General features: G+C 71.7%; 20 protein-coding genes. 8 read left to right on the forward strand and 12 right to left on the reverse strand.

What is annotated here, in order from left to right; translation table 11 throughout:
- Positions 1–33: 33 nt before the first annotated feature.
- Together ACQPZQ_RS14030 and ACQPZQ_RS14035 are read right to left on the reverse strand one after the other, a co-directional pair.
- Entirely contained in the window at positions 34–786 is a 753-nt protein-coding gene (locus ACQPZQ_RS14030) for a hypothetical protein (RefSeq protein ID WP_433295733.1), read from the reverse strand.
- Between the two features lie 109 nt (positions 787–895).
- The gene (locus tag ACQPZQ_RS14035; protein ID WP_433299184.1) at positions 896–1,423 is read right to left on the reverse strand and encodes a DUF402 domain-containing protein; all 528 of its coding nucleotides are present in this window, start codon (positions 1,421–1,423) and stop codon (positions 896–898) included.
- A 109-nt stretch (positions 1,424–1,532) separates the two neighbouring features.
- Here ACQPZQ_RS14035 and uvrB point away from each other — a divergent pair, with 109 nt between their 5' ends.
- From uvrB to ACQPZQ_RS14055, 4 genes are all read left to right on the forward strand, one after another.
- The gene (gene uvrB, locus ACQPZQ_RS14040) at positions 1,533–3,716 is read left to right on the forward strand and encodes an excinuclease ABC subunit UvrB (RefSeq protein WP_433295735.1); all 2,184 of its coding nucleotides are present in this window, start codon (positions 1,533–1,535) and stop codon (positions 3,714–3,716) included.
- Positions 3,717–3,917: 201 nt separating this feature from the next.
- A complete protein-coding gene (locus tag ACQPZQ_RS14045; protein ID WP_433295737.1) occupies positions 3,918–5,207 on the forward strand; it encodes a glycosyltransferase family 87 protein in 1,290 nt (429 codons plus the stop codon).
- Positions 5,204–5,548 (forward strand): MmcQ/YjbR family DNA-binding protein, encoded by a 345-nt coding sequence (locus tag ACQPZQ_RS14050; protein ID WP_433295739.1) that lies wholly within the window; start codon positions 5,204–5,206, stop codon positions 5,546–5,548. Before ACQPZQ_RS14045 ends, ACQPZQ_RS14050 begins: the two co-directional genes overlap by 4 nt.
- A 57-nt stretch (positions 5,549–5,605) precedes the next feature.
- Complete coding sequence (locus ACQPZQ_RS14055; RefSeq protein WP_433295741.1) at positions 5,606–6,526, forward strand: EamA family transporter; 921 nt, start codon at positions 5,606–5,608, stop codon at positions 6,524–6,526.
- A gap of 8 nt (positions 6,527–6,534) precedes the next feature.
- Here the strand turns inward: ACQPZQ_RS14055 and ACQPZQ_RS14060 are convergent, their stop codons facing one another.
- The 3 genes from ACQPZQ_RS14060 to ACQPZQ_RS14070 all read right to left on the reverse strand — a co-directional run bounded on the left by ACQPZQ_RS14060 (position 6,535) and on the right by ACQPZQ_RS14070 (position 10,674).
- A complete protein-coding gene (locus ACQPZQ_RS14060) occupies positions 6,535–7,425 on the reverse strand; it encodes an ABC transporter permease (protein WP_433299186.1) in 891 nt (296 codons plus the stop codon).
- Between the two features lie 2 nt (positions 7,426–7,427).
- Complete coding sequence (locus tag ACQPZQ_RS14065) at positions 7,428–10,295, reverse strand: alpha/beta fold hydrolase (RefSeq protein WP_433295743.1); 2,868 nt, start codon at positions 10,293–10,295, stop codon at positions 7,428–7,430.
- Positions 10,296–10,383: 88 nt separating this feature from the next.
- Positions 10,384–10,674: an antibiotic biosynthesis monooxygenase family protein gene (locus ACQPZQ_RS14070; RefSeq protein ID WP_344725448.1), complete on the reverse strand. Its 291-nt coding sequence runs from the start codon at positions 10,672–10,674 to the stop codon at positions 10,384–10,386.
- Between the two features lie 68 nt (positions 10,675–10,742).
- On the opposite strand from ACQPZQ_RS14070, the gene ACQPZQ_RS14075 reads away from it, so the two are divergent.
- Positions 10,743–11,135: a cupin domain-containing protein gene (locus ACQPZQ_RS14075; protein ID WP_433295745.1), complete on the forward strand. Its 393-nt coding sequence runs from the start codon at positions 10,743–10,745 to the stop codon at positions 11,133–11,135.
- A gap of 59 nt (positions 11,136–11,194) precedes the next feature.
- Here the strand turns inward: ACQPZQ_RS14075 and ligD are convergent, their stop codons facing one another.
- The 3 genes from ligD to ACQPZQ_RS14090 all read right to left on the reverse strand — a co-directional run bounded on the left by ligD (position 11,195) and on the right by ACQPZQ_RS14090 (position 13,125).
- On the reverse strand, positions 11,195–12,151 hold the full coding sequence (ligD, locus tag ACQPZQ_RS14080; protein ID WP_433295747.1) for a non-homologous end-joining DNA ligase: 957 nt from the start codon (positions 12,149–12,151) through the stop codon (positions 11,195–11,197).
- Positions 12,152–12,227: 76 nt separating this feature from the next.
- Positions 12,228–12,749: a metallophosphoesterase family protein gene (locus ACQPZQ_RS14085; RefSeq protein ID WP_433299188.1), complete on the reverse strand. Its 522-nt coding sequence runs from the start codon at positions 12,747–12,749 to the stop codon at positions 12,228–12,230.
- A 1-nt stretch (position 12,750) separates the two neighbouring features.
- Positions 12,751–13,125 carry an FKBP-type peptidyl-prolyl cis-trans isomerase gene (locus ACQPZQ_RS14090; protein ID WP_344725451.1) on the reverse strand — a complete coding sequence of 125 codons (375 nt, stop codon included), beginning with the start codon at positions 13,123–13,125 and terminating at the stop codon, positions 12,751–12,753.
- 66 nt (positions 13,126–13,191) lie between these two features.
- On the opposite strand from ACQPZQ_RS14090, the gene ACQPZQ_RS14095 reads away from it, so the two are divergent.
- Positions 13,192–14,703 (forward strand): MFS transporter, encoded by a 1,512-nt coding sequence (locus ACQPZQ_RS14095; RefSeq protein ID WP_433295749.1) that lies wholly within the window; start codon positions 13,192–13,194, stop codon positions 14,701–14,703.
- Between the two features lie 12 nt (positions 14,704–14,715).
- On the opposite strand, the gene ACQPZQ_RS14100 is transcribed toward ACQPZQ_RS14095, so the two are convergent.
- Complete coding sequence (locus ACQPZQ_RS14100; RefSeq protein ID WP_433295751.1) at positions 14,716–16,800, reverse strand: prolyl oligopeptidase family serine peptidase; 2,085 nt, start codon at positions 16,798–16,800, stop codon at positions 14,716–14,718.
- Positions 16,801–16,905: 105 nt separating this feature from the next.
- On the opposite strand from ACQPZQ_RS14100, the gene ACQPZQ_RS14105 reads away from it, so the two are divergent.
- Complete coding sequence (locus tag ACQPZQ_RS14105) at positions 16,906–17,448, forward strand: FKBP-type peptidyl-prolyl cis-trans isomerase (RefSeq protein WP_433295753.1); 543 nt, start codon at positions 16,906–16,908, stop codon at positions 17,446–17,448.
- Positions 17,449–17,463: 15 nt separating this feature from the next.
- Here the strand turns inward: ACQPZQ_RS14105 and ACQPZQ_RS14110 are convergent, their stop codons facing one another.
- Positions 17,464–18,675 (reverse strand): LCP family protein, encoded by a 1,212-nt coding sequence (locus tag ACQPZQ_RS14110; RefSeq protein WP_433295755.1) that lies wholly within the window; start codon positions 18,673–18,675, stop codon positions 17,464–17,466.
- A gap of 584 nt (positions 18,676–19,259) precedes the next feature.
- On the opposite strand from ACQPZQ_RS14110, the gene ACQPZQ_RS14115 reads away from it, so the two are divergent.
- Positions 19,260–19,670, forward strand: coding sequence for a VOC family protein (locus tag ACQPZQ_RS14115; protein WP_433295757.1), 411 nt, complete (start codon positions 19,260–19,262; stop codon positions 19,668–19,670).
- Positions 19,671–19,917: 247 nt separating this feature from the next.
- Here the strand turns inward: ACQPZQ_RS14115 and ACQPZQ_RS14120 are convergent, their stop codons facing one another.
- Both ACQPZQ_RS14120 and ACQPZQ_RS14125 read right to left on the reverse strand, forming a co-directional pair.
- A complete protein-coding gene (locus ACQPZQ_RS14120) occupies positions 19,918–20,334 on the reverse strand; it encodes a DNA polymerase ligase N-terminal domain-containing protein (protein WP_433295759.1) in 417 nt (138 codons plus the stop codon).
- A gap of 127 nt (positions 20,335–20,461) precedes the next feature.
- Entirely contained in the window at positions 20,462–21,244 is a 783-nt protein-coding gene (locus ACQPZQ_RS14125) for a DUF4239 domain-containing protein (protein ID WP_433295761.1), read from the reverse strand.
- Between the last annotated feature and the right edge of the window lie 179 nt (positions 21,245–21,423).

Raw genomic sequence — 21,423 nt, forward strand, 5'->3', positions numbered from 1 at the left:
CCGAGTGACGCGGGAGTTCAGGCGGCTCGACGATCAGCTCGCCGCTGCCGTCACCCTGCCCGCAGTGGATTCCGTGATCCGCCGGGCCGGCACGCTCAACCGTGCCAGCACTGCCGCTGCCGCCGCAGTGCTCACGGTCGGTGCGCTCGGCGCCACCACGGCGATCCTCCAGGTCGCGGCACCGGCATCCTCGGCCGACGCCGCCACCGTCGCCCCGGGCTCCGCCCCGGTCGGCACCCAGGGCGATGTCGGCACCGAACCGGTCATCTCGCCCGACTCCCCGCAGCCCGTCTCCCACCCGGACGACAACGCGGGCGCCCCTGCCCCGGCTGGTTCGGACGACAGGTTCCGTCGACCCAACGAGGTGGCCCCGCACGAGCAGCCACCCGTCGTTCCGGGTGCGCCGCCGCCCGTGGTTGTTCCGCCGGGTCCGGCCGGGCCGCCACCCCCGCCTCCGCCGCCTCCGCCACCGCCCACCACGTCGCCGGAGCCGTCTCCGACGCGGGAGCCGACCCGGCCGCCGTGGACACCTCCGCCGACCACCACAGAGCGACCGGACCCGACGACGACGCGGCCGACGACGACGACGCGGACTCCGCCGCCGTCGACGACGTCTCGGCCCACGGAGCCACCACCCACCGAGCCCAGCACTCCGGATGACCCGCCGTCCTCCTCGAACAACGCCAGCCCGTCCAGCCCACCCAAGACGACGTCGTCGCCGTCATCGACATCACCGACGACGTCGGACTCCAGCACCAGTCCGGCGGCTGCCTCGACCTCGGGCATCGCCTAGGTCGAGGCTGCGGAGCAGTCGCCCGGACCCCCGCTCACCTGCGGGGGTCCGGGCGTCGGCGTCGCACGTGCTGGCGAGGCGGCGGACGCCGGAGTGCTGGCGTCACGGCTTCTTGTCGTGGCGTTTCCAGGTGAGCACGATCCCGCGCTCTGCGAGCCAGGCGTCGAGGTCGTGGCCGTGTGAGGCGAGGCCGTCCACGGCGCGGAAGGCGCGGTCCAGTGCCGTCTCGGCGGCATGCGGCTCGAGCAGCCCGAGCGCCACCGCGGTGACGAACTCGTCGATGTCCACCACCAGAGCGCTGCGCCGGTGCCGTACCACCACGTCGAGGTAGTGGTCGGTGAGCGTCCACCGTCCGCCGTCACGCACGATCTCGCATACGTCGAGATAGAAGTCCTGGTCGCGGCGGTGGCCGGGATTCCACCACCAGTCGGTGACGCACAGGCCGAGGTCCGGAAGGAGCCACGACTCCATCCAGTGGGCCGTGGGCCGGTCGATCATGGCTCTGCTCATGTAGAGCCCGTACGGCGTGACCCGGTATTCGTCGACAGCGCGGGCAACACCCTTGGTATCGATGTTGATGCGGGCCGGGACGTCGAAGGTGGCGATCTTCGGCGGATGCACCGCCCCGATCCTGTCAGGTCCTGCCGATGTTCGCTGCGCGCTCGGTGTCGATGCCCGATTCGCCTCCGCTCCTCGGCGGGATCGGCGAAGTGTCGGTGGGGGCTCGTACCCTGGAACCGTGGCATTCGCGACAGAGGTTCCCGGCAGCGCAGCGAAGCAGGACGTGCCGGTCGCCCACTCAGAGTTCCGTCCGGTGGGGGAGATCCCCCGCACCGGCGGACGGTTCGAGGTCGTCAGCGAGTTCGAGCCCGCGGGCGACCAGCCGGCTGCGATCGACGAGCTGGAGAAGCGCATCACGGCGGGCGAGCAGGACGTCGTGCTGCTCGGCGCCACGGGCACGGGCAAGTCGGCCACCACGGCCTGGCTGATCGAGCGGCTGCAGCGGCCCACGCTGGTGATGGCGCCCAACAAGACCCTCGCGGCGCAGCTGGCCAACGAGCTGCGCGAGATGCTGCCCAACAATGCGGTCGAGTACTTCGTCTCGTACTACGACTACTACCAACCCGAGGCGTACATCGCGCAGACCGACACCTACATCGAGAAGGACTCCTCGATCAACGAGGACGTCGAGCGGCTGCGCCACTCGGCCACGAGCAACCTGCTCTCCCGGAGCGACGTCGTCGTGGTGGCCTCGGTGTCCTGCATCTACGGCCTCGGCACCCCGCAGTCCTACCTCGACCGGTCGGTGCAGATCGAAGTCGGCGGCAGCGTCGATCGCGACCAGCTGCTGCGTGCGCTCGTCGACGTGCAGTACACGCGTAACGACCTGGCCTTCAACCGCGGCACCTTCCGTGTGCGCGGCGACACGGTGGAGATCATCCCGGCATACGAGGAGCTCGCGATCCGCATCGAGTTCTTCGGCGACGAGATCGAGGCGCTCTACTACCTCCACCCGCTCACCGGCGACGTCATCCGGCAGGTCGACGAGGTCCGCATCTTCCCGGCCACCCACTACGTCGCGGGTCCCGAGCGCATGGAGCGCGCCGTCCACGACATCGAGCAGGAGCTGGAGGAGCGGCTGGCCGAGCTCGAGCGCCAGGGCAAGCTGCTCGAGGCGCAGCGGCTGCGGATGCGCACGCAGTACGACATCGAGATGATCCGTCAGGTCGGGTTCTGCTCGGGCATCGAGAACTACTCGCGCCACATCGACGGTCGTGGCCCCGGTTCGGCGCCCGCCACCCTCATCGACTACTTCCCCGACAACTTCCTCCTGGTCATCGACGAGTCGCACCAGACGGTCCCGCAGATCGGCGGGATGTACGAGGGCGACATGTCGCGCAAGCGCAACCTCGTCGAGTACGGGTTCCGGCTGCCGTCCGCGGTCGACAACCGGCCGTTGACGTGGGAGGAGTTCGCCGACCGCATCGGCCAGACCGTCTATCTGTCGGCCACGCCGGGCCCGTACGAGCTCAGCCGCACGGGCGGGGAGTTCGTCGAGCAGGTCATCCGGCCCACCGGTCTGGTCGACCCGAAGGTCGTCGTGAAGCCGACGAAGGGCCAGATCGACGACCTGGTCCACGAGATCCGCAGCCGTTCCGAGCGCGACGAGCGCGTGCTCGTCACCACGCTCACCAAGAAGATGGCCGAGGACCTCACCGACTACCTGCTCGAGCTCGGCATCCGGGTGCGCTACCTGCACTCGGAGGTCGACACGCTGCGACGTGTCGAGCTGCTGCGCCAGCTGCGGCTCGGCGAGTTCGACGTGCTCGTCGGCATCAACCTGCTCCGGGAGGGCCTCGACCTGCCCGAGGTGTCGCTGGTCGCGATCCTCGATGCCGACAAGGAGGGGTTCCTCCGCTCCGGCACCTCGCTGATCCAGACCATCGGCCGCGCGGCGCGCAACGTGTCGGGCGAGGTGCACATGTACGCCGACAAGGTCACCGAGTCGATGCAGTTCGCGATCGACGAGACCGACCGGCGGCGGGCCAAGCAGGTCGCCTACAACGAGGAGCGCGGGCTCGACCCACAGCCGTTGCGCAAGAAGATCGCCGACATCCTCGACCAGGTGTACCGGGAGGCCGAGGACTCCGAGGTTCCGGTGGGCGGATCCGGGCGCAACCAGTCCCGCGGCAAGCGCGCGGCGGGGGAACCGGGCCGGGCCAGCGCCAGCTCGGGCGTGGTCGCCGGCCGCGACACCTCCACGATGCCCCGCGCCGAGCTGGCCGACCTGGTGCAGCAGCTGTCCGACCAGATGCTCGCCGCGGCGCGCGACCTGCAGTTCGAGCTGGCGGCCCGCCTCCGCGACGAGATCGCTGACCTCAAGAAGGAACTGCGCGGGATGGACGCCGCCGGCATCCGGTGACGCCCCGCCCGCGCGCGGAGTCCGCGCCGCAGCGCACACGCTGACGGCACGCCGCATCCATGTCCTGCGGTGCGTGCGGCGGCTGTCGGCCGGGTGCGGGCGGGCCTCCGTGTCCGGTCTCTCCGGAGGGGGGCTCGGTGGTGGTGGTCGGGCGGGAGCTACCGTGGCGGGCGATCTATCGGCGGAGGAGAGGGCAGCAGCGTGACGGTTGTCGGCGCATCCACCGCCCGCACCTCGACCGAGCAGCGGATCCTCGATCTGCTCCGCACACCCCGGCGCGTTCTGCTGGTCACGGTTCCGCTCCTGGCACTGGTGCTGGTCGGGGTCGTGATCTACACCGGTGGCCGGCACATCGACCTGCAGGTGTACCGCTTCGGAGTGCAGGCGTGGTTGTCCGGCGGTGGTCTCTACGGGCCGCTGCCCCAGACCGCGGCCCATATCGCGCTCCCGTTCATCTACACGCCGTTCGCCGCGCTGGCGATGATTCCGCTGGCCGTCGTGCCGTGGGTCGTGGCCTGGACGGGGCTGCTCGCGCTCTCGACGTTGTCGCTCGGCGCCACCCTCTACGTGGTCGCGCGCCGGTTGTGGGAAGCCGGTGGGCGAGCAGGGGCCTTGTCGGTGGCGTCGATCGCGCTGCCGCTGGCCCTGGCCGTGGAGCCCGGCAAGATCATCGACTTCAACGCGCCGGACGCATCGCCGCGGCCGCCGCTGAGCCTCGAGCCGGTGTCCCAGACCATCCAGTTCGGGCAGATCAACCTGCTGCTCATGGCGCTGGTGGCGATCGACTGTCTGGTGGCGCGGCCGCGCTGGCCACGCGGCATGCTCGTCGGGATCGCGGCCGCCATCAAGCTGACGCCGGCAGCGTTCGTCCTGTACTTCCTGTTGCGCCGTGACTACCGCTCCGCGGCCACCGCGGCCGTGTCCGGTGCGATCGCCACCGCCATCGGGTTCGTCGTGGCGCCCGGCCAGTCGTGGACGTTCTGGCTGGACAATCCGGCGGGCGGCGTCAGCGGTTCGCCGTTCTTCACCAACCAGACGTTCGAGGCCGTGCTCGTGCGGGCGCACGTCGACGGCTCCGCGCGCACCATCTGCTGGCTGTTGCTGTCCGCCGGGCTGCTCGCACTCGCGGTGCCGGCGATCCGGCGTGGTTCCGCGCCGCTCGCGCTCGTCGCCACAGCGGGTGTCGCGCTGCTGGTGTCGCCCACCTCCTGGTCGCACCACTGGGTGTGGGTGGCGCCCGCGCTGCTGGTCGCCGCTGCCACGGCGTGGCGGGCGAGGTCGCGGGCGTGGACGGCGGTCACCGTCGCGATGGGGGCGGTGTTCGTGATCGCGCCCCATCAGCAGGGCCTTCCCCGGGCCGACAACCGGGAGCTGGCGTGGACGCCGCTCCAGCAGGTGATCGGCAGCACGTATGTCTGGTTCACGGTGCTGCTGTTCGTGTTGCTGTGGCTCGCACTGCGGTCGCGGCCGGCGTCCGAGCGCCGGCCATGAACCACGAGGAGCTGGTCGCCTACTGCCTGGCCAAGCCAGGAGCCATCCCCGACGAGCCGTGGGAGGGCGACCTCGTGGCGAAGGTGGGCGGCAAGATCTTCGCGTTCCTCGGAACGGGCGGGCTCGGCGTCAAATGTGGCCGGGACGCCGACGAGGCGGCCGAGCTCCGCCACCGCTACCCCGGCGCCGCCTCGGTGATGCCCTACATCGGGCGGCACGGCTGGAACACCGTGGCGATCGACGGCACGGTCCCCGACGACGAGCTGCTCGAACTCGTTGACGACTCCTACGCAGCGGTCGTCGCGAAGCTGCCCAAACGGCTGCGCCCGCAGATCGCCTGATCGCGAGGACCACCACATTCGCTGGTCTTCGTCGTCCGCAACGCGGAACGTGACATAGTGACCGCCCGCGACCGCCTACTCGCTGCCGTCGTCGCCGTGCTGTGGGGCGCGAACTTCCTCGCTATCCACGTGGGGCTGGAGCACTACCCGCCGCTCCTGCTCGCCGCGTTGCGGTTCGCCGTGCTCGCGATCCCGACGGTGCTGCTGGTGCCTCGCCCGCGGGTTCCGCTGCGGTGGCTGATCGGTTACGGGCTCGGCTTCGGCACGGTGCAGTTCCTGTTCCTGTTCGTGGCGATGGATGTCGGTATGCCCACCGGGCTCGCATCGCTGGTGCTGCAGGCGTCGGCGCCGTTCACCGTGCTGCTCGGGGCGGTGTTGCTGCGGGAACGGATGAGCGCCCGGCAGGACGTGGGCATCACTCTCGCGGTGGTCGGACTCCTGGCCATCGCCGTGGCGCAGGCGCAGGCCGCGGCCCTGATCCCGCTGGTACTCACGCTGATCGGCGCGTTGGGCTGGGCGTTCGGCAACCTCGCCGCCCGCCTCGCCGACCCGCCGAACCCGCTGCACCTGACGCTCTGGATGTCCGTGGTGCCGCCGATCCCGCTGCTCGCGGCCTCGTTGCTGACGGAAGGGCCGGTCGCGGACTGGGCGGCCCTGCGCGGCGCCGTCACCGTGGAGGGGGTGCCCGGGGTGCTGTCGATCGCCTACCTCGCCATCCTCGCCACCATTCTCGGCTCCGGCATCTGGACGACGCTGATGCGCCGCTACCCGGCCGGCGTCGTCGCACCGTACTCGCTACTGGTGCCGGTGGTCGGGATCGCGCTCGCCGCGGCCGCGCTGGGCGAACGGCCCAGCGCGGTGGAGCTGGTGGCGGGGGTGGTGATCATCGGGGGTGTGCTGCTCGGGACGCCCCGGCCGGTGAGCACTCCCGTCACCGTGGACGTGGGGGAGAGCGGGAGCACGCCGGCGCGGACGTAGCGCCTGCGCTAGCTGGTGACGTCCTTGCGACGGAACTGCCACACCGCCAGCGCGCCGAGCACGGCCGCGTAGCAGAGGGCGGAGAAGACGCCGCGGGTCATGCCGGCCCAGTCGATCTGCTCCGAGAGCAGCCCCACCCACGCGCTGTCGTAGTGGGTGGGCAGGTAGTCGCGCAGATCCTCCAGCGCGGTGATCTGGTCGAGGATCTGGGAGACGATCGACACCGTCACCGCGCCGCCCACCGCCCCGAGCGGGGCGTCGGTGCTCACGGACAGCAGCAAGGCGAGCGCGGCCACCCAGCTGAGCTGCACCGCGATGTACAGGGCCGCGAGGAGCACCCGCCCCACACCGGTCCAGAAGGTCAGGGACTCGCCCGTGGGGCTCACCAGATTCCCGGTCCCGTACGCCAGCGCGCCGACCACCAGGGACACCACGGGGAGCAGCAGCAGCGCCGCCACCGACAGCGCCGCCGACACCACCGCTTTCTGCCGCAGCAGCCTGGCTCGAGGGATCGGTGCGGCGAGCAGGTAGCGCAGGCTCGACCAGGATGCTTCCGCTGCCACCGTGTCGCCGAAGAACAGCGCCACCACCACGACCAGGAGGAACGACGACGACGCGAACAGCGCGAACACCGCGAAGTTGCTCCCGCTGCCCTTCGCCAGGTCCACGAGGTTCAGCGAGCCGGTGGTGGTGCCGTCGTCGGCCAGCTCGAACGCGATCCACAGGATCACCGGGAGCAGGCCGACCAGCGCGAACGTCACCTGCGTGCGGCGGCGCAGCAGCTGACGCCGCAGCTCCACGCGCAGTGGCAGCGTGCGGCCGGGGCGGTACCGGGCGGGCCGGACGTCGTCGGCGAGTGCGCCGACCGTGCCCGTCGTGGTGGACGGACCGTCGTTCAGCGTCACGGCGCACCATCCATTTTTCCGGCGTCCTCTCCGACGAGCTGCAGGAATGCGTCCTCGAGGCGCCGGCGCGGCCCTGCGGACGTGACGTCCACCCCGCCCTCGACGAGCGCTCGCACGGCGGAGGCGCGCGGGGTGCCGTTGAGCTCGGCATGCACCGAGCTGCCCTCGATCGCCACGGCGTGCACGCCGGTGAGCGCGTTGAGCACGGCGGCGGCCTGGACCGGGGCGTCGACGCCGAATGTGGCCGCTCCGCCGCCGGCGATGATGTCGTCGACGGTGCCGTCGGCGACGACCTGACCTTGGTGCATCACGACGACGTGGCTGCACGTCTGCTCCACCTCGGCGAGCAGGTGGCTCGAGACCAGCACCGTGCGCCCGCCCGCCGCGTACCGGTGCAGCACCTCGCGCATCGCGTGGATCTGGGGCGGGTCGAGCCCGTTGGTGGGCTCGTCGAGGACGAGCAACTCCGGGAGGCCCAGCATGGCCTGCGCGATCGCCAGGCGTTGCCGCATGCCCTGGCTGTAGGTGCCCACCCGGCGCTGCACCGACGCCCCGAGCCCCGCGATCCGCAGGGCCTCGTCGAGGTGCGCCTCCTCCGCCGGACGTCCGGTGGCGGCCCAGTAGAGGCGCAGGTTGTCCAAGCCCGAGAGGTGGGGCAGGAACCCCGGTCCCTCGACGAAAGCGCCGATCCGCGCGAGCACCGGCGCGCCCGGCCCGACCGGCTGCCCGAAGGCCGTGATCGTCCCGGCGCTCGGCCTGATCAGGCCCATGAGCATTCGCAGCACCGTGGTCTTACCGGCGCCGTTGGGGCCGAGCAGCCCCAGCACCATCCCGGCGCGGACGGTGAACGAGACGCCCTTCACCGCGCTGAACCCGCCGCGGTAGGTCTTGGCGAGGTCGCGGACCTCCAGCGGCGGAGCGGCTGGGGCGGCTGCTGCCTCGGCGCCCGCCAGTGCCCGGCGTCCGGCCAGCCGCGACGCGCCCCAGGCCAGCAGGGCCAGCGCCAGCACCGCCCCGATGCCGATCAGCGGCACGAGTGGCACGGTGCTCGCGGTGACGGCCTGGCCCGGCACCACCGGCACCGTGAGGGCGTCGTCACCGGTGAGGCCGATCTGCCAGACCGCAGGCTCGGTGGGACCCGCGAAGGCCTGGTCGGTGGTGCTGACCGCCACGACGAGGTGGTTTCCCGCCTCCACCGGAGCAACGACGCCGGGCAGGGCGACGCTGACCCGTGCCGCCGAGCCGTCGGCCGGGACGGGCACCCGGATCGGGGCGACCGCGCTGCCGAGCAGCGTGCGCAGCCCGTCGGGGGACACCTCGAAGGTCTTCGCGAACAGCACGGCCTCGGCGGGTGCGGGCTGGCCGGGAACGCGCGACACCGACACGTCGACCCGCGGCACGCCCGCGACCAGGGTGGGCGACTCGAGCGCCGCGGTGCGGAACTCAGCGGACTGTCCGGGAACCTCCGCCGTGGCGGCCGAGAGCCTGCCGGCCAGTGAGCCCAGTGACGATCCGACGCCCGGCAGTGACGTGATCGCGGCGGGGTTGCCGCCTGCCGGGTTGACGACGGGCTGGGCAGGGCCCTCCAGGCCGAGCTGATGGGTCTCCACCGCCGCGGATCCCGAGATGCCGGGGTAGGCGGTTGCCTCGACGGTGCGGCTGTTGGGCGCGCTGCCGCCCGTGCGCACGCCGCTCTGGACCGTGTACGCGAATCCGGTGCCTGGATCGGGGCCGGTGTGGGCGAGGTGGAAGGTGAGCCACTCGTCGATCGCCTCGCGCACGGAATCGCCGGGAGCGCCGCCGTCGTGGCCGCCCCCGTACCAGAGGACCTTCACCGGGGTGCCGTTCGCGGCGATCTGGCGCGCGTTGGCGTCGGCCTGGTCGAGCCCGAAGAGCGTGTCCTGCTCACCCTGCACCAGAAGGGTCGGCGCGGTGATCCGGCCGGTCACCGTCGACGGCGACGAGCGCTGCAGCAGGGCGGCGACGGCGGGGGAGAGCCTGCCGGTCGTGGCGACGTCCGTGTAGGCGGCGCAGAGCTCCGCGGTGAACCTCCCGCAGGGGAGCGGGGCACCGGGCGTGGCGGTGGGGGGAGCGGTGCCTGCCGACGAGCCCGGACCCGGGGGCGACGCGTCAGGAGCCGGGCTGCCGGCTTGCGCCGCTCGGTCCGGGTCCGCCGGGTCGTCGGACGAGGAGGCGCCCGCGGAGAAGAGCAGTCCCGCCCAGCCGCGCTTGAACACCCCGTCGGGTCCGGACGCGCCGTGAGCCGGCGTGTCGACGGGGAGGGCGGCGGTGGTGGCGGCGTTCGGGAAGAGGGCCTGGCCCAGGTCGTTCCAGGTGATCACCGGAGCGATGGCGTCGACTCGCCGGTCGTATCCGGCGAGGAGCAGCGCCAGCGCGCCGCCGTAGGAACCGCCCGTGACACCGACCCGCGGATCCCCGGGGCCGTCCTGCGTCACCTCCGGGCGGGCGGCGAGCCAGTCGACCAGCGCTCGTGCGTCGGCGACCTCGTGGTCGGGGGCGTCCAGCGAGATCTGGCCGGTGCTCGCGCCGAAGCCGCGGGCCGACCAGGCCAGCACGACGAAACCGCGGTCGGCCAGGTCGCGGGCATCGGCGTCGACCGAGGCCTTGCTCCCGCCGAACCCGTGCGCGACGAGCACGGCCGGGGCGGGGGTGGTGGTGGGCAGGTAGAGCGTGGTGTCGAGGCTCACGGGGCCGGAGGTGCCCGGGCCACCGGGCACCTCGATGCGCTGCTCCTGCGTGCGGACCGACGATTCCGGCGCTGCGTACGCGGTGGCCGTCGGAACCAGCAGCGCGGCCGTGGCGAGCGTGAGTACCGCGGCGAGCGCGCGCAGGGTTCGGTGCACAGGACGACGTTATGCGAAGGTCGGGAACGACCCCTCAGCCGACTCTCAGTGACGAACCGGGCCGTCGTCGCGTGGGCGGATCGTCAGCTCAGAGCACGTCGTCGAAGTGCTCGACATGCGGGTTGCCGGCGAAGTAGGGGCTGATGAGCTGGCGCCACCGCGTGTAGTTCTCCGACTTCCGGAAGCCCTCCGTGTGGGCCTCGATGCTGTCCCACTCCACCAGCAGGACGAAGCGGGTGGGCGTTTCCGCGCTGCGGGTGAGCCGCGCCTCGCGGAATCCGGGCGTGTCCGACACGAACTTGACGCCCTCACGCACCGCCTCGGTGAACTGCTCCTCGGTGCCCGGTTGGACGGCGAAGTCGGCGATCTCCAAGACCATGACGGCATCTTCGCACGGCTTCCAGCACGCGGAGGAATGCGAAAGGTCCTTTGCGGGCACATCTCCGCATGGACCACTTCACCATCGCCACTGTCGCCGAGCGCAGCGCCGACTTCCGCCGCGTCCTGTGGACCGGCGAGCACACCCAGCTCGTCATCATGACGATCCCGCCGGGCGGGGAGATCGGCGAGGAGGTGCACGACGGCATCGACCAGATCCTCACCTTCGTCAGCGGCACCGGCGAGGCCAGGGTGAGCGGGGAGACGAAGACCGTGAACGAGGGCGACCTCGTCGTCGTGCCGTCGGGCACGAAGCACAACTTCGTCAACACCGGCCCGAACCCGCTGGTTCTCTACACCGTCTACGGGCCGCCGGAGCACGCCGACCGCGTTGTGCACCGCACGAAGGACGAGGCTGACAAGGCCGAGGCGGAAGGCAGGGACGAGCCACCCACGCACTGAGCCCGCGAGTCGCCCGGTTCACGCGCGTGAGTCGTGCAGGGCGCCCGCCGCCCGCTCCGCTACTGCCGGCGGGCGCGGGCGCGCCGTTTCCCTTCGTGCATCGCCTGCACGCGGGCGATCGGGATGGTGTGCCCCTCCTCGACCAGGTCGGCGGGCAGCACCTGCGGCGCGGGCATCCGCTCGTGCCACGGGTCGCCGTCGCCGAGACGTGCGATCGCGGTGTGGACGGTGAAGTCCGCAGGCGTGACGTGGTCGAGCTCGTCCCACGTCACCGGGAACGAGACGGGGACGCCGGGCCGCGCCCGCGGGCTGTACGCCGCCACGATCGTGCCGCCGCCGGAGCGGGTGGAGTCGACGAAGACGCGGCCGCCGCGGTCCTCCTTGATGTACGCCGTGGTGGCCACGTCCGGGTCGAGCCGGGCCGCCCGCGCCGCGAGCGCCCGGGTGGCCGCCGCAGCGTCCTCGAACCCCGTGTGCTCGTCGAGCGGCACACACACGTGCAGTCCCTTCGCGCCGCTGGTCTTCACCACTCCGGCGAGCCCGGAGTCGGCCAGCGCCTGCCGGACGAGCCGGGCGGTGCGCACGACGTGCGGGAACGAGTCGCCCTCCGGGGGATCGAGGTCGAGCACCATGTACGTGGGGTGGCTCTCCCCGACGCGAAACAGCGTGGGGTGGTACTCCACGGCCCGCTGGTTGGCGAACCAGAGCAGCGTGCGGCGGTCGTTGCACAGCGCGTAGGACACCTCGCGGTGCGACGCCTCGGCCCACACGCTGGTGGTCCGGACGTAGTCGGGGGTGTACTTCGGCACGTTCTTCTGCATGAACGGCTGCTGGCCGGGCCGCACGCGGATCACCGACAGCGGCCGGTCGCGAAGCTCGGGCAGGATGCGCTCGCGAACGGCGTCGAGGTAGTCGATCAGATCGCGTTTGGTGGCCCCGGCCCCGTCGAACAGCGGCTTGTCGAGGCTCGTGAGCTCCACGTCGTCGCGGATCTCGTCGGGCTTCGCGGGACTCATGCGGGCACATCGGGCGTGGTCGGCGACACCGTCACCTCCTACCACGTGAGCTGGGCCACGGCCAGGCCGTGAGCGGTCAGCGCCCCGGTCGGGCGCGTTCGCCGGGCCCGAGATGGTGCAGCTCCACCGCGGCGAGCCCACCGTCGGAGGCCTCGGCCGTCATCCACGTGAACGTCGGCTGCCGGCGCCGGTCGGTGGGGGAGCCGGGGTTGAGCAGCCGCAGGCCGCCGGGCGCAGTGGTGTCCCAGGGGATGTGGCTGTGTCCGAACACCAGCACGTCGGCGTCCGGGTGGGCGGCGGCGCAGCGGCGCTCACGCCCGGCGGCGGCGCCGGTCTCGTGCACCACCGCGAACCTGACTCCGCCGAGCTCGACCTTCGCCACCTCGGGGAGCCGGGCACGCAGCGCGGCGCCATCGTTGTTGCCGAACACGCCGACGACCCGCTTGGCGCGGGCCTCGAGCGCGTCGAGCAGATCCACCGACACCCAGTCGCCCGCGTGGATCACCACGTCGGCGGCGTCCACCGCGTCCCACACCGGTGCGGGCATGTCCTTCGCCCGCACCGGGAGGTGGGTGTCGGAGATCAGGAGCAGTCGCAGGTCAGCCCACGCCCACCAGGTCGACGACGAAGATCAAGGTCTCGCCCGGCTTGATCGCGCCACCCGCTCCGCGGTCGCCGTAGCCCAGGTGCGGCGGGATCACGAGCCTGCGGCGTCCGCCGACCTTCATCCCGGTCACCCCGCGGTCCCATCCCGCGATGACGCGGCCGGCGCCCAGCGGGAACCGGAACGTCGAGCCGCGGTTCCACGAGGCGTCGAACTCCTCTCCCGTGGAATGCGCCACCCCGACGTAGTGCACCTCGACGGTGTTGCCAGGTGTGGCCTCGGCGCCGTCTCCGGTCTGGATGTCCTCGACGACCAAGTCGGTGGGCGCGGGGCCGTCGACGGGGTCGATCTCGGGTCGTTGCAATGCCACTTCGGCTCCTCCGATTCGTGTGGTCGTCAGACTGCCAGAGCCTGTGACACCAGGTAGACAGGAGGCATGACCAGCTCACACAGCGCTGGTCCCACCACGGGGCGAGCCGACCTCACCGCGGAAGAACCCGATCCGCGGCGATGGAAGGCGCTCTCGGTCACCCTCGTCGCCGGGTTCATGAGCCTGCTCGACGTCAGCATCGTGTCCGTCGCGCTGCCCTCGTTGCAGCGTGACCTGGGCACGACCCCCGCCCAGGTGCAGTGGGTGGTCTCCGGGTACGCGTTGACGTTCGGGCTCGCGCTGGTGCCTGCCGGCCGCTTGGGCGACGCCATCGGCCGCCGCCGTATGTTCATGATCGCGCTCGCCGGATTCGTCCTGTGCAGTGCGTTGGCGGGCGCCGCACCGAACACGACGTGGCTCGTGTTGGCGCGGCTGGCCCAGGGGATCGCCGCGGGCGCGCTCGCCCCGCAGAACTCGGCGCTCATCCAGCAGATGTTCCGGGGTGCGGAGCGCGGGAGGGCGTTCGGCTTCTTCGGCGCCACGGTCGGGATCTCGACGGCGGTGGGGCCCATCATCGGCGGCCTGATCCTGGCGCTCGCCGAGGGTCCCGACGGGTGGCGCTGGATCTTCTACGTCAACGTGCCGATCGGCGTGGTCGCGCTGCTGCTCGCGGCACGGTTCATCCCGCACAGCCACCGCAGGTCGCGCGGTCACATCGACGTGGTCGGCACCGGGCTGCTCGGTGGCGTGGTGCTCGCCCTCCTGCTGCCCCTGGTCGAGGCGGGGGCGGGCGGGCTCGCCCGGCTGTGGTGGCTCTTCCCCGTCGCCGCGGTGCTGGCGGTGGGCTTCGTCCTCTGGGAACGGCGCGAGGAGCGCCGCGGCAAGGAGCCCCTGCTCGACATCCGGCTGCTCAGGAACACAGTCGGGTATGCGTCGGGCGTGGCGCTCGGCACCGTCTACTTCATCGGCTTCAGCGGGATGTGGCTGGTGTTCGCGCTGTACTTCCAGACCAGCCTCGGGTTCACCCCGCTGCAGTCCGGCCTCGCGGTCACCCCGTTCGCGCTCGGCTCCGCGGTGTCATCGGTGGTGGGCGGCCGGCTCGTCGCGCGGCTCGGGCGGCTCCTCACCGTGATGGGTCTGAGCCTGGTCGTCGTCGGGCTGGCGGCGACAGGTGTGGTGCTGATGATCGCGCCGCCCCATGCGGCGGGGTACCTGGTGGCGGCTCCCTTGCTTGTGGCCGGGATCGGCGGCGGATGGGTCATCTCGCCCAACACAACGATGACGTTGCGCTGTGTGCCCGTCAGCAAGGCCGGGTCGGCGGGGGGCGCGCTGCAGACCGGGCAGCGGATCGGCGCTGCCATCGGCACTGCCACCCTGACTGGCATCTACTACGCGGCGCTGATTCGGACCGGGGGCGACTTCCACCGGGCGGTGGCAATCGCGGTCGGTCTGGCGACCGCGACGGAGGTGGTCGCCCTGGGCGTCGGCATCATGGAGTGGCGGACGGCCCGCAAACGCGCCCGTCGCCCGGCCACGCCCGTGTCGCAGGCTGAGCTGCCCTGTCCCGACCTGCACTGACCGCGAGGATCGTCAGCTACGTTCGGGCGATCGCAACGCGTCCTTGAGGAACCGCACCTGCAGCAGGAGCAGGTTCTCCGCCACCGCTTCCTGCGGCGTCATGTGCGTGACGCCGGAGAGCGGCAGCACGCTGTGCGGCCTGCCAGCGGCCAGCAGCGCCGAGCTCAGCCGCAGGGTGTGGGCGGCCACGACGTTGTCGTCGGCGAGCCCGTGCACCAGCATCAGCGGCCGGGTGAGCCGTGGTGCGTCCTCGACGACCGACGAGCGTGCGTACGTGTCCGGCTCCTCCTCGGGGTGGCCGAGGTAGCGCTCCGTGTAGTGCGTGTCGTAGAGGGTCCAGTCGGTGACGGGCGCACCCGCGACGGCGGCGTGGAAGACGTCGGGACGGCGCAGCACGGCGAGCGCGGCCAGGTACCCGCCGAACGACCAGCCCCGGATGCCCACGCGCGTGAGGTCCAGGTCGGGGTTCTGCTCCGCGACGGCGTGCAGGGCGTCGATCTGGTCCTCCAGCACCGGGCCTGCCAGGTCGCCACGTACCGCGCGCTCGAACTCCGGGCCCCGCCCGGGGGTGCCGCGGCCGTCGACGACGAGCACCGCGAAGCCCTGGTCGGCGAACCACTGGCTGGTCAGGTGCGTTCCGCGGGCGGCGAGCACCCGCTGGGCGTGCGGGCCGCCGTAAGGGTCCATGAGGACGGGCAGGCGCGTGCCGGGCTCGTGCCCCGCAGGCAGGAGCAGGGCCGTGCGCAGCTCCCGCGCGCCCGCGGTCGTCAGCGTGACCCGTGGCTCCAGACCGGGCAGCTCGGCCAGCGACGCGATGGTCCGCTCGGCGCCGTTCCGGTGGACGGTTGTGGTGGTGCCGTCGGCGTCGAGGCTCTGGCGCGCGACGACGAGCGTGCCGGCCACGAGCCGTCCCGAGTGCACGCCCGGGTGCGGGGTGAGCTCTTCCGGCCCCTCCGGTCCCCAGGTCCACAGCCCGATCGACGTCGGGTCCTCGCCTGCCCGGAAGAGCACCACGTCGCCGTCGACGTCCAGCACGTCGCGCACCTGCAGCGACGCCGGGGTGACCGTCTCGCCGTCGACGACGAGCCTGCGCGCTCCGTCGATGTCCGCCACCGTCACCAGCGCGCCGGACGCCGTGTGGGCGGGAACGCCGGGCACGATCTCCACCCAGGCGGGGTCGGTCTGCTCGTGCACGACCGAGGTCGCGCCGGTGGCCGGGTCGACCCGCAGCACCCGCAGGGCGCGCTGGTCCCGGGGCTGGACGACGATGAGCAGGTCGTGGGCGTCCCACACCGCCTGCACGAGGTACTCGTCGCGGACGTCGTCCCAGCTCACCTCCGTGCTGGTGCCGTCGAGCGTGCGGATCTGCAGTGACACGCGGGCGTTGGCCGTGCCGGCGGCGGGGTAGGAGACGACGGCCGGGGTGCGGTCGGGATTTGCCGGGTCGGCGATGTGCCAGCGGCGGACGGGCGTGTCGTCCACCCGTGCGACGAGCAGCGCATCGCCCTCGGGCGACCACCAGTACCCGCGCATCCGGCCCATCTCCTCGGCCGCCACGAAGTCGGCCAGGCCGAACGTCACGTCCTCGCCGTCGGGTGCGGCGACGGTCGTGGTGGTGCGCGCCGTGAGGTCGTGGACGTGGAGCGCGCCGCCGCTGACGTAGGCCACCAGCCGGCCCGTCGGGTCGGGCCGCGGGTCGATCACCCCGCCGGGGGTCTCCACCAGTCGCGGGGTGAGCCCTGCGGCGAACTCGGTGACGTAGAGCTGCCCGGACAGGGTGAAGGCCGCCATCGTGACGGGACGGTCGGTCGCATACGCCACCACGCCGCCTGCCTGCTCGCGGCTGCGCTCCCGCCGAGCCCGTTCCTCCGGAGGCAGATCCTCAGCGGAGCTGTCGTCCAGCTCGCGCGGGTCGGCGACCAGGCGCTCTTCCCCCGTCTCGAGGTCCAGGGTCCACAGGCACGTCACCGGGTCGGTGCCGCCGCGGCTGCGTAGGAACACGACCCGGCCGCCGTCGGGGGAGACCGTGATGCTGCGGGGGGCACCGAGGGTGAACCGCCGGGTACGGGCCTGCCTGCGGGGGAAGCTGTCCGTCACGGTGGATCAGTCTGCCTGTCAACCGTTCGGGGCGGGCACCTGACCTGCCCGGCATCCTCCGGCCCCCTTGGCCGGGCCCGTGGCAGGGCGTGCTCGACTTGTTCCATGAGACGCTCCCTCCTCACGGCTGCCGCCGTCGTTGCCGTGGCCGTCGTCGCCGCCTGCGGCTCGCCCACCGCGCCGGAGGCACCGCCCGCGGCGCCCGCATCGAGCGCGCCCCCGGCTGCCTCGGCCCCCGCTCCCGCGCCCGGCGTCCCGGCGCTCACCGGCAACCCGACGGACCTGACGGCGGAAACCCAGGCGCAGGCCGGCACCGGCCAGCCGCCGTCGAAGCTCGTGACGCAGGACATCGTGGTGGGCAGCGGGCCTGCCGCCACGCCGGCCGACACCGTCGACGTGCAGTACACCGGCACCCTCTACTCCAACGGCACCGTGTTCGACAGCTCCTGGTCACGCGGCGAGCCCGCCACCTTCCCGCTGAACGGCGTGGTGCCCGGCTTCGCGCAGGGCATCGAGGGGATGCAGGTCGGCGGCCGGCGCGTACTCGTGATCCCGCCCGCCCTGGGCTACGGCAACCGCTCCTCCGGCCCGATCCCCGGCGGCTCGACGCTGGTGTTCGTCGTGGACCTCGTCGGCATCAACACCTGACGCGTGCACGGCCGGTCAGTTGACGCAGTGGATCCCGTCGGCCGTGATGGCCTCGGGCGGGGTCGTGGCGGGCGTCCTGCGTGATCCCCCTGCTCTGCTGGTGGGCGCTCCCTCGGCGGACAGGCCGGAGCTCGACGGACCCGAGCCGGACGGTCCGGTCGACGTCGGTGTCCGGCTCTCGTGTCCCGCGATCACCGACCGGACGAACGTGCGCACTGCGGCCTGGTCGATCTGGATGGCGATGCCGTCGTACGGGGTCCGCAGGTCCGGGCGTCCCGTGGGGATCGTGAGGAAGCGCAAGTCGTTGCCTTGCAGGCCCGCGAACTGCACGAGCGCCTGCTCGACGTTCCACCCGTCGTCGAGCACGACGTTTCTGTTCACCACGGCGACCAGCTGGGCGAGCCGCACCGGGTTGGTGAGCGTGCCCGTCGAGATCAGCCGGTCCGCCAGACCTGCGGCGAAGGCCTGCTGGCGGGCAATGCGGTCGAGGTCGCCGTCCTGCAGGCCGTGGCGCTGCCGGACGAACGCGAGGGCGGCTGCCCCGTTGACGGTCTGCGGGCCTGCCGGGAGGTCGACGCCGGAGTAGGAGTCGTGCACGGGCTTGTTCAGGCAGACGGGGACACCACCGAGGGCCTCGGTGAGCTGGACGAACCCGACGAAGTTGATCTCGGCGAAGTGGTCGATCTGCACCCCGGTGAGCTGCTCGACCGTGGCCACGAGCGTGGCGCGCCCCGCCTCACGGCCGCGCCGGTCGAGCTCGGGGCCGGTGATGCCCTGCGCGGTGAGCGTGTTCTCGGCGCTCTTCAGTCCGGCCTCGTACGCCGAGTTGATCTTGTGCATCCCGCGCCCGCCTGCGATCGGGACGTAGGAGTCGCGGGGGATCGAGATCGCCTCGGCGGGCTGGTTGGGGTCCGCCGGCACGTGCAGCAGGATGATCGTGTCGGTGTCGAGCTGGCCGGCGTCCGGGCCCACGTGCAGGGCGTTGAACAGCTCGGGAGGTAGCGGGTTGCCCGCGGCGTCGGTGCGGGCGTCGAGACCCACCAGCAGCGCGTTGTACGCCTGGCCGGGAGGGGTCGGTACCGCGTCGGGGATCGCCGCCCTGCTGGTGACCGCGGTGTCGAGCTGCTGCTGCAGCGACCACGCGAGCCCTGCCACGGCCAGCGCCAAGACGGACGTGAGCGCCACCAGCGTGCGTACGCCCACACGAAGGGCCCGTCTCGCGTCCATCGTTCTCCGGTCGACTGCGCCAGGCCCGGGCCGCGGCGCGACCGCCTGGGGTTTCAACGGCCGCCGTCGCGACCCCGATCCACCATAACCGCGCTTCTCCGCAAGGAGTTCGAGAAGCGACGACGAAGCGAATTGTCGGTGGGACGGGTCGGAGCCCACCGGCCGGGGCCGAAATCCGGCCGCCGCCCGGCACCCTGGGTGTCTCCTACTACGCCGAACAGACGCACGGATACGCCGTCATGGTCGCGGACCGTACGCCGACGGCAGGAAGGTCGGGGCCTGCGGCGACCACGTGGCGACCGAGTGCCGGCCTGGCTGCGCCGCGACGTCGCGGCCACCCCCCGTCGCCACCGGATCAGCTTCCACCCCGACGACGACTCCGTGACGGACCTGGAGGCCTCGTGTCGCGCATCCCGTCGCGATCTTCCGCTGAGCAGGCCGCCGGCCCGATGAACGGCATGCTCGTCCGGTCGTTTCGAGCCGGGGTGCCGCTCGTGCGATCCAGGATGCCGCTCGCGTCTCGGAGCGGTTCGATCATGCCCTGGACTGCAACCATTCTCGTCCCAGCGACACAGGAGCGTGTGATGCCTTCTCGCCTGAACCCCTACCTCAACTTCACCGGCGATGCGCGGCAGGCCATGGAGTTCTACAACAACGTCTTCGGTGGCAGTTTGATGCTGCACACCTACGGGGAGTCCGGCGCGGCCGACTACCAAGAGGCCGACAAGATCATGCACGGCCGGCTCGAGACCGACAGCGGATTCACGCTCATGGCCGCTGACACCCCGAAGGGAATGGAGCACAACACAGGGAATGCCATCACGGTGAGCCTGAGCGGCGACGACGCCGGCGAGCTACGCGGCTACTGGGAGAAGCTCTCCGACGGCGGCACCGTGTCGGTCCCACTGGAGAAGCAGATGTGGGGCGACGAGTTCGGCGCGTGCGTCGACCGGTTCGGAGTTCCCTGGATGGTCAACATCGTTCAGTCGCGCTGAGAACCGTGGTCGCCGAGTTGCGTCCGGTTCCCCGACGGCGAGCGCTCAGCGCCGAGGACCTGGTGGAACGGCATCGGAGGCTCCCACGAATCGACTCTCGAATGATGCGTCAGGAGGCCGACGAGTTCTTCGGTACGGAAGACCGCGTCGGTGACGACGACTTCCCGGATGAGCGACGTGACTGAGCGTCCGCCGTCCGGGTTGCTCGAAATCTGCACCTGTCGATCTGGGGGTGTGCGCCGCCCCGCTATTGATCAGCGAGGCGGTGCAGCAGCCAGCCCTGAGAGGTCCGGATGAGGGCGTAGCGCCGGTCGTCGACCCTGCCGTGCAGGGTGAGGAGGATCCGCCGCTCGGAGCGGTCGTGCTCCTCCCACCAGCCGATGTCGGCGATCGACTTGTCATCGTCCTCGTAGGTGAGGTGGTCGAGCTCGTGGTCGGGCACCGCGACGGCCAGCCGCTTCTCCCCGGGCACCTCGGGCAGCCCTCTCGGCACCGCCCACGAGCGCAGCACGCCGTCCTCTTCCAGGCGCAGGTCGAAGTGGTGGCGCGGCCGCCGGTGCTCGTGCAGGACGAAGGCCGGCCGCCGGTGCTCGCCTGAGCGGTCGGGGTGGACCCACGTCTCGTCGCGCAGCACGCCCAACCCCCACTCGTCCAGGTCGTTCATGACCGGCCCAGCCGTCGTGCCCGGACCGCCGGGGCGGTGGCACGTACCGAGTACAGCACCCCCGCCGTCGCCCTGCGTCGTCGGTGGCCGGCAACCATCGGATCATGGCGCTGACGAGGGCGCTCGGCTACCGCTGCAGCGTGGGATCGACCTGCTCGAGTGGCGTCGGACTGACAGAGAAGTATCCGGCGAACGGGCGCTCCTGGGCCGCGATCATGATGATCGCCGCCGTCGCCGCCAGGGCGAAGAGCGTCATCGCGATCGCCGCTCCGCGTCGGTTGGCGCTGTGGACGAACGCGATCGCGAACAGGGTGAGGATCGCCAGGGTGCCCACGGCTCCCCACTTGGCCGCGTTGACGGAGGACTCGCTCACGATGATGCGCTGGCGCCGGGCGTCCAGCGCTTGCTCGACCGATGTGACGATCTCCTGCTGGGCGATCGTCTGGCCGGGGGTCTCGGGGCGCAGGCCGAGCGTCATCGCCTGGAGATCCGCGAGCGGCTGTGACACGACGGACAGCGTCGCACCCTGCTCGGCCATCTGTGGCCATTCCGTCGTGACCGCGTTCTCGATGTGGCGGTGAACGAGGCTGCGCACCTGCGCCTCCGGCTCCCCCGGGAACTCGGCGGACAGCAGGACGATCGCGCGCAGCGAGCTCGCCTCCTGGCTGACCGCGGTCGCGGCGCTGTCTCCTGAACTCCAGACCTGGGCGGCCAGAAACCCCACCAGCAGCGCGAACACGATTCCCATCGGCGGGAGTAGCCCCGGTGAAATGGACGTGAACGCGCGGCCGCGTTCACCGGTCGAGAGCGAGATCACCACCGCGTAGATCGCCGCCGTGATGAGAACAGCGACCCCGAACACGAACGCGGCCAACCAGAACAAGGGAAGGCCGTGCAGCCAGTTCGGCATCCCCGAATCGTCCTCGCCGTCGACGCCGGATTCAAGGTAAGCGCAATCCTAGCCGGTGGCGCAAGATCGACGATCTTTCTGCGATTCCGTGCAGGTCTTCGGGCGGCGTGCCGATGATGTCGCGAGACGTTGTCGGATCAGAGATCGATTTTCGCGATACTCGGGCTTTTCAACCGCTG

This window comes from Pseudonocardia sp. CA-142604, assembly GCF_050948475.1.
GTDB classification, from domain to species: Bacteria; Actinomycetota; Actinomycetes; order Mycobacteriales; family Pseudonocardiaceae; genus Pseudonocardia; species Pseudonocardia alaniniphila.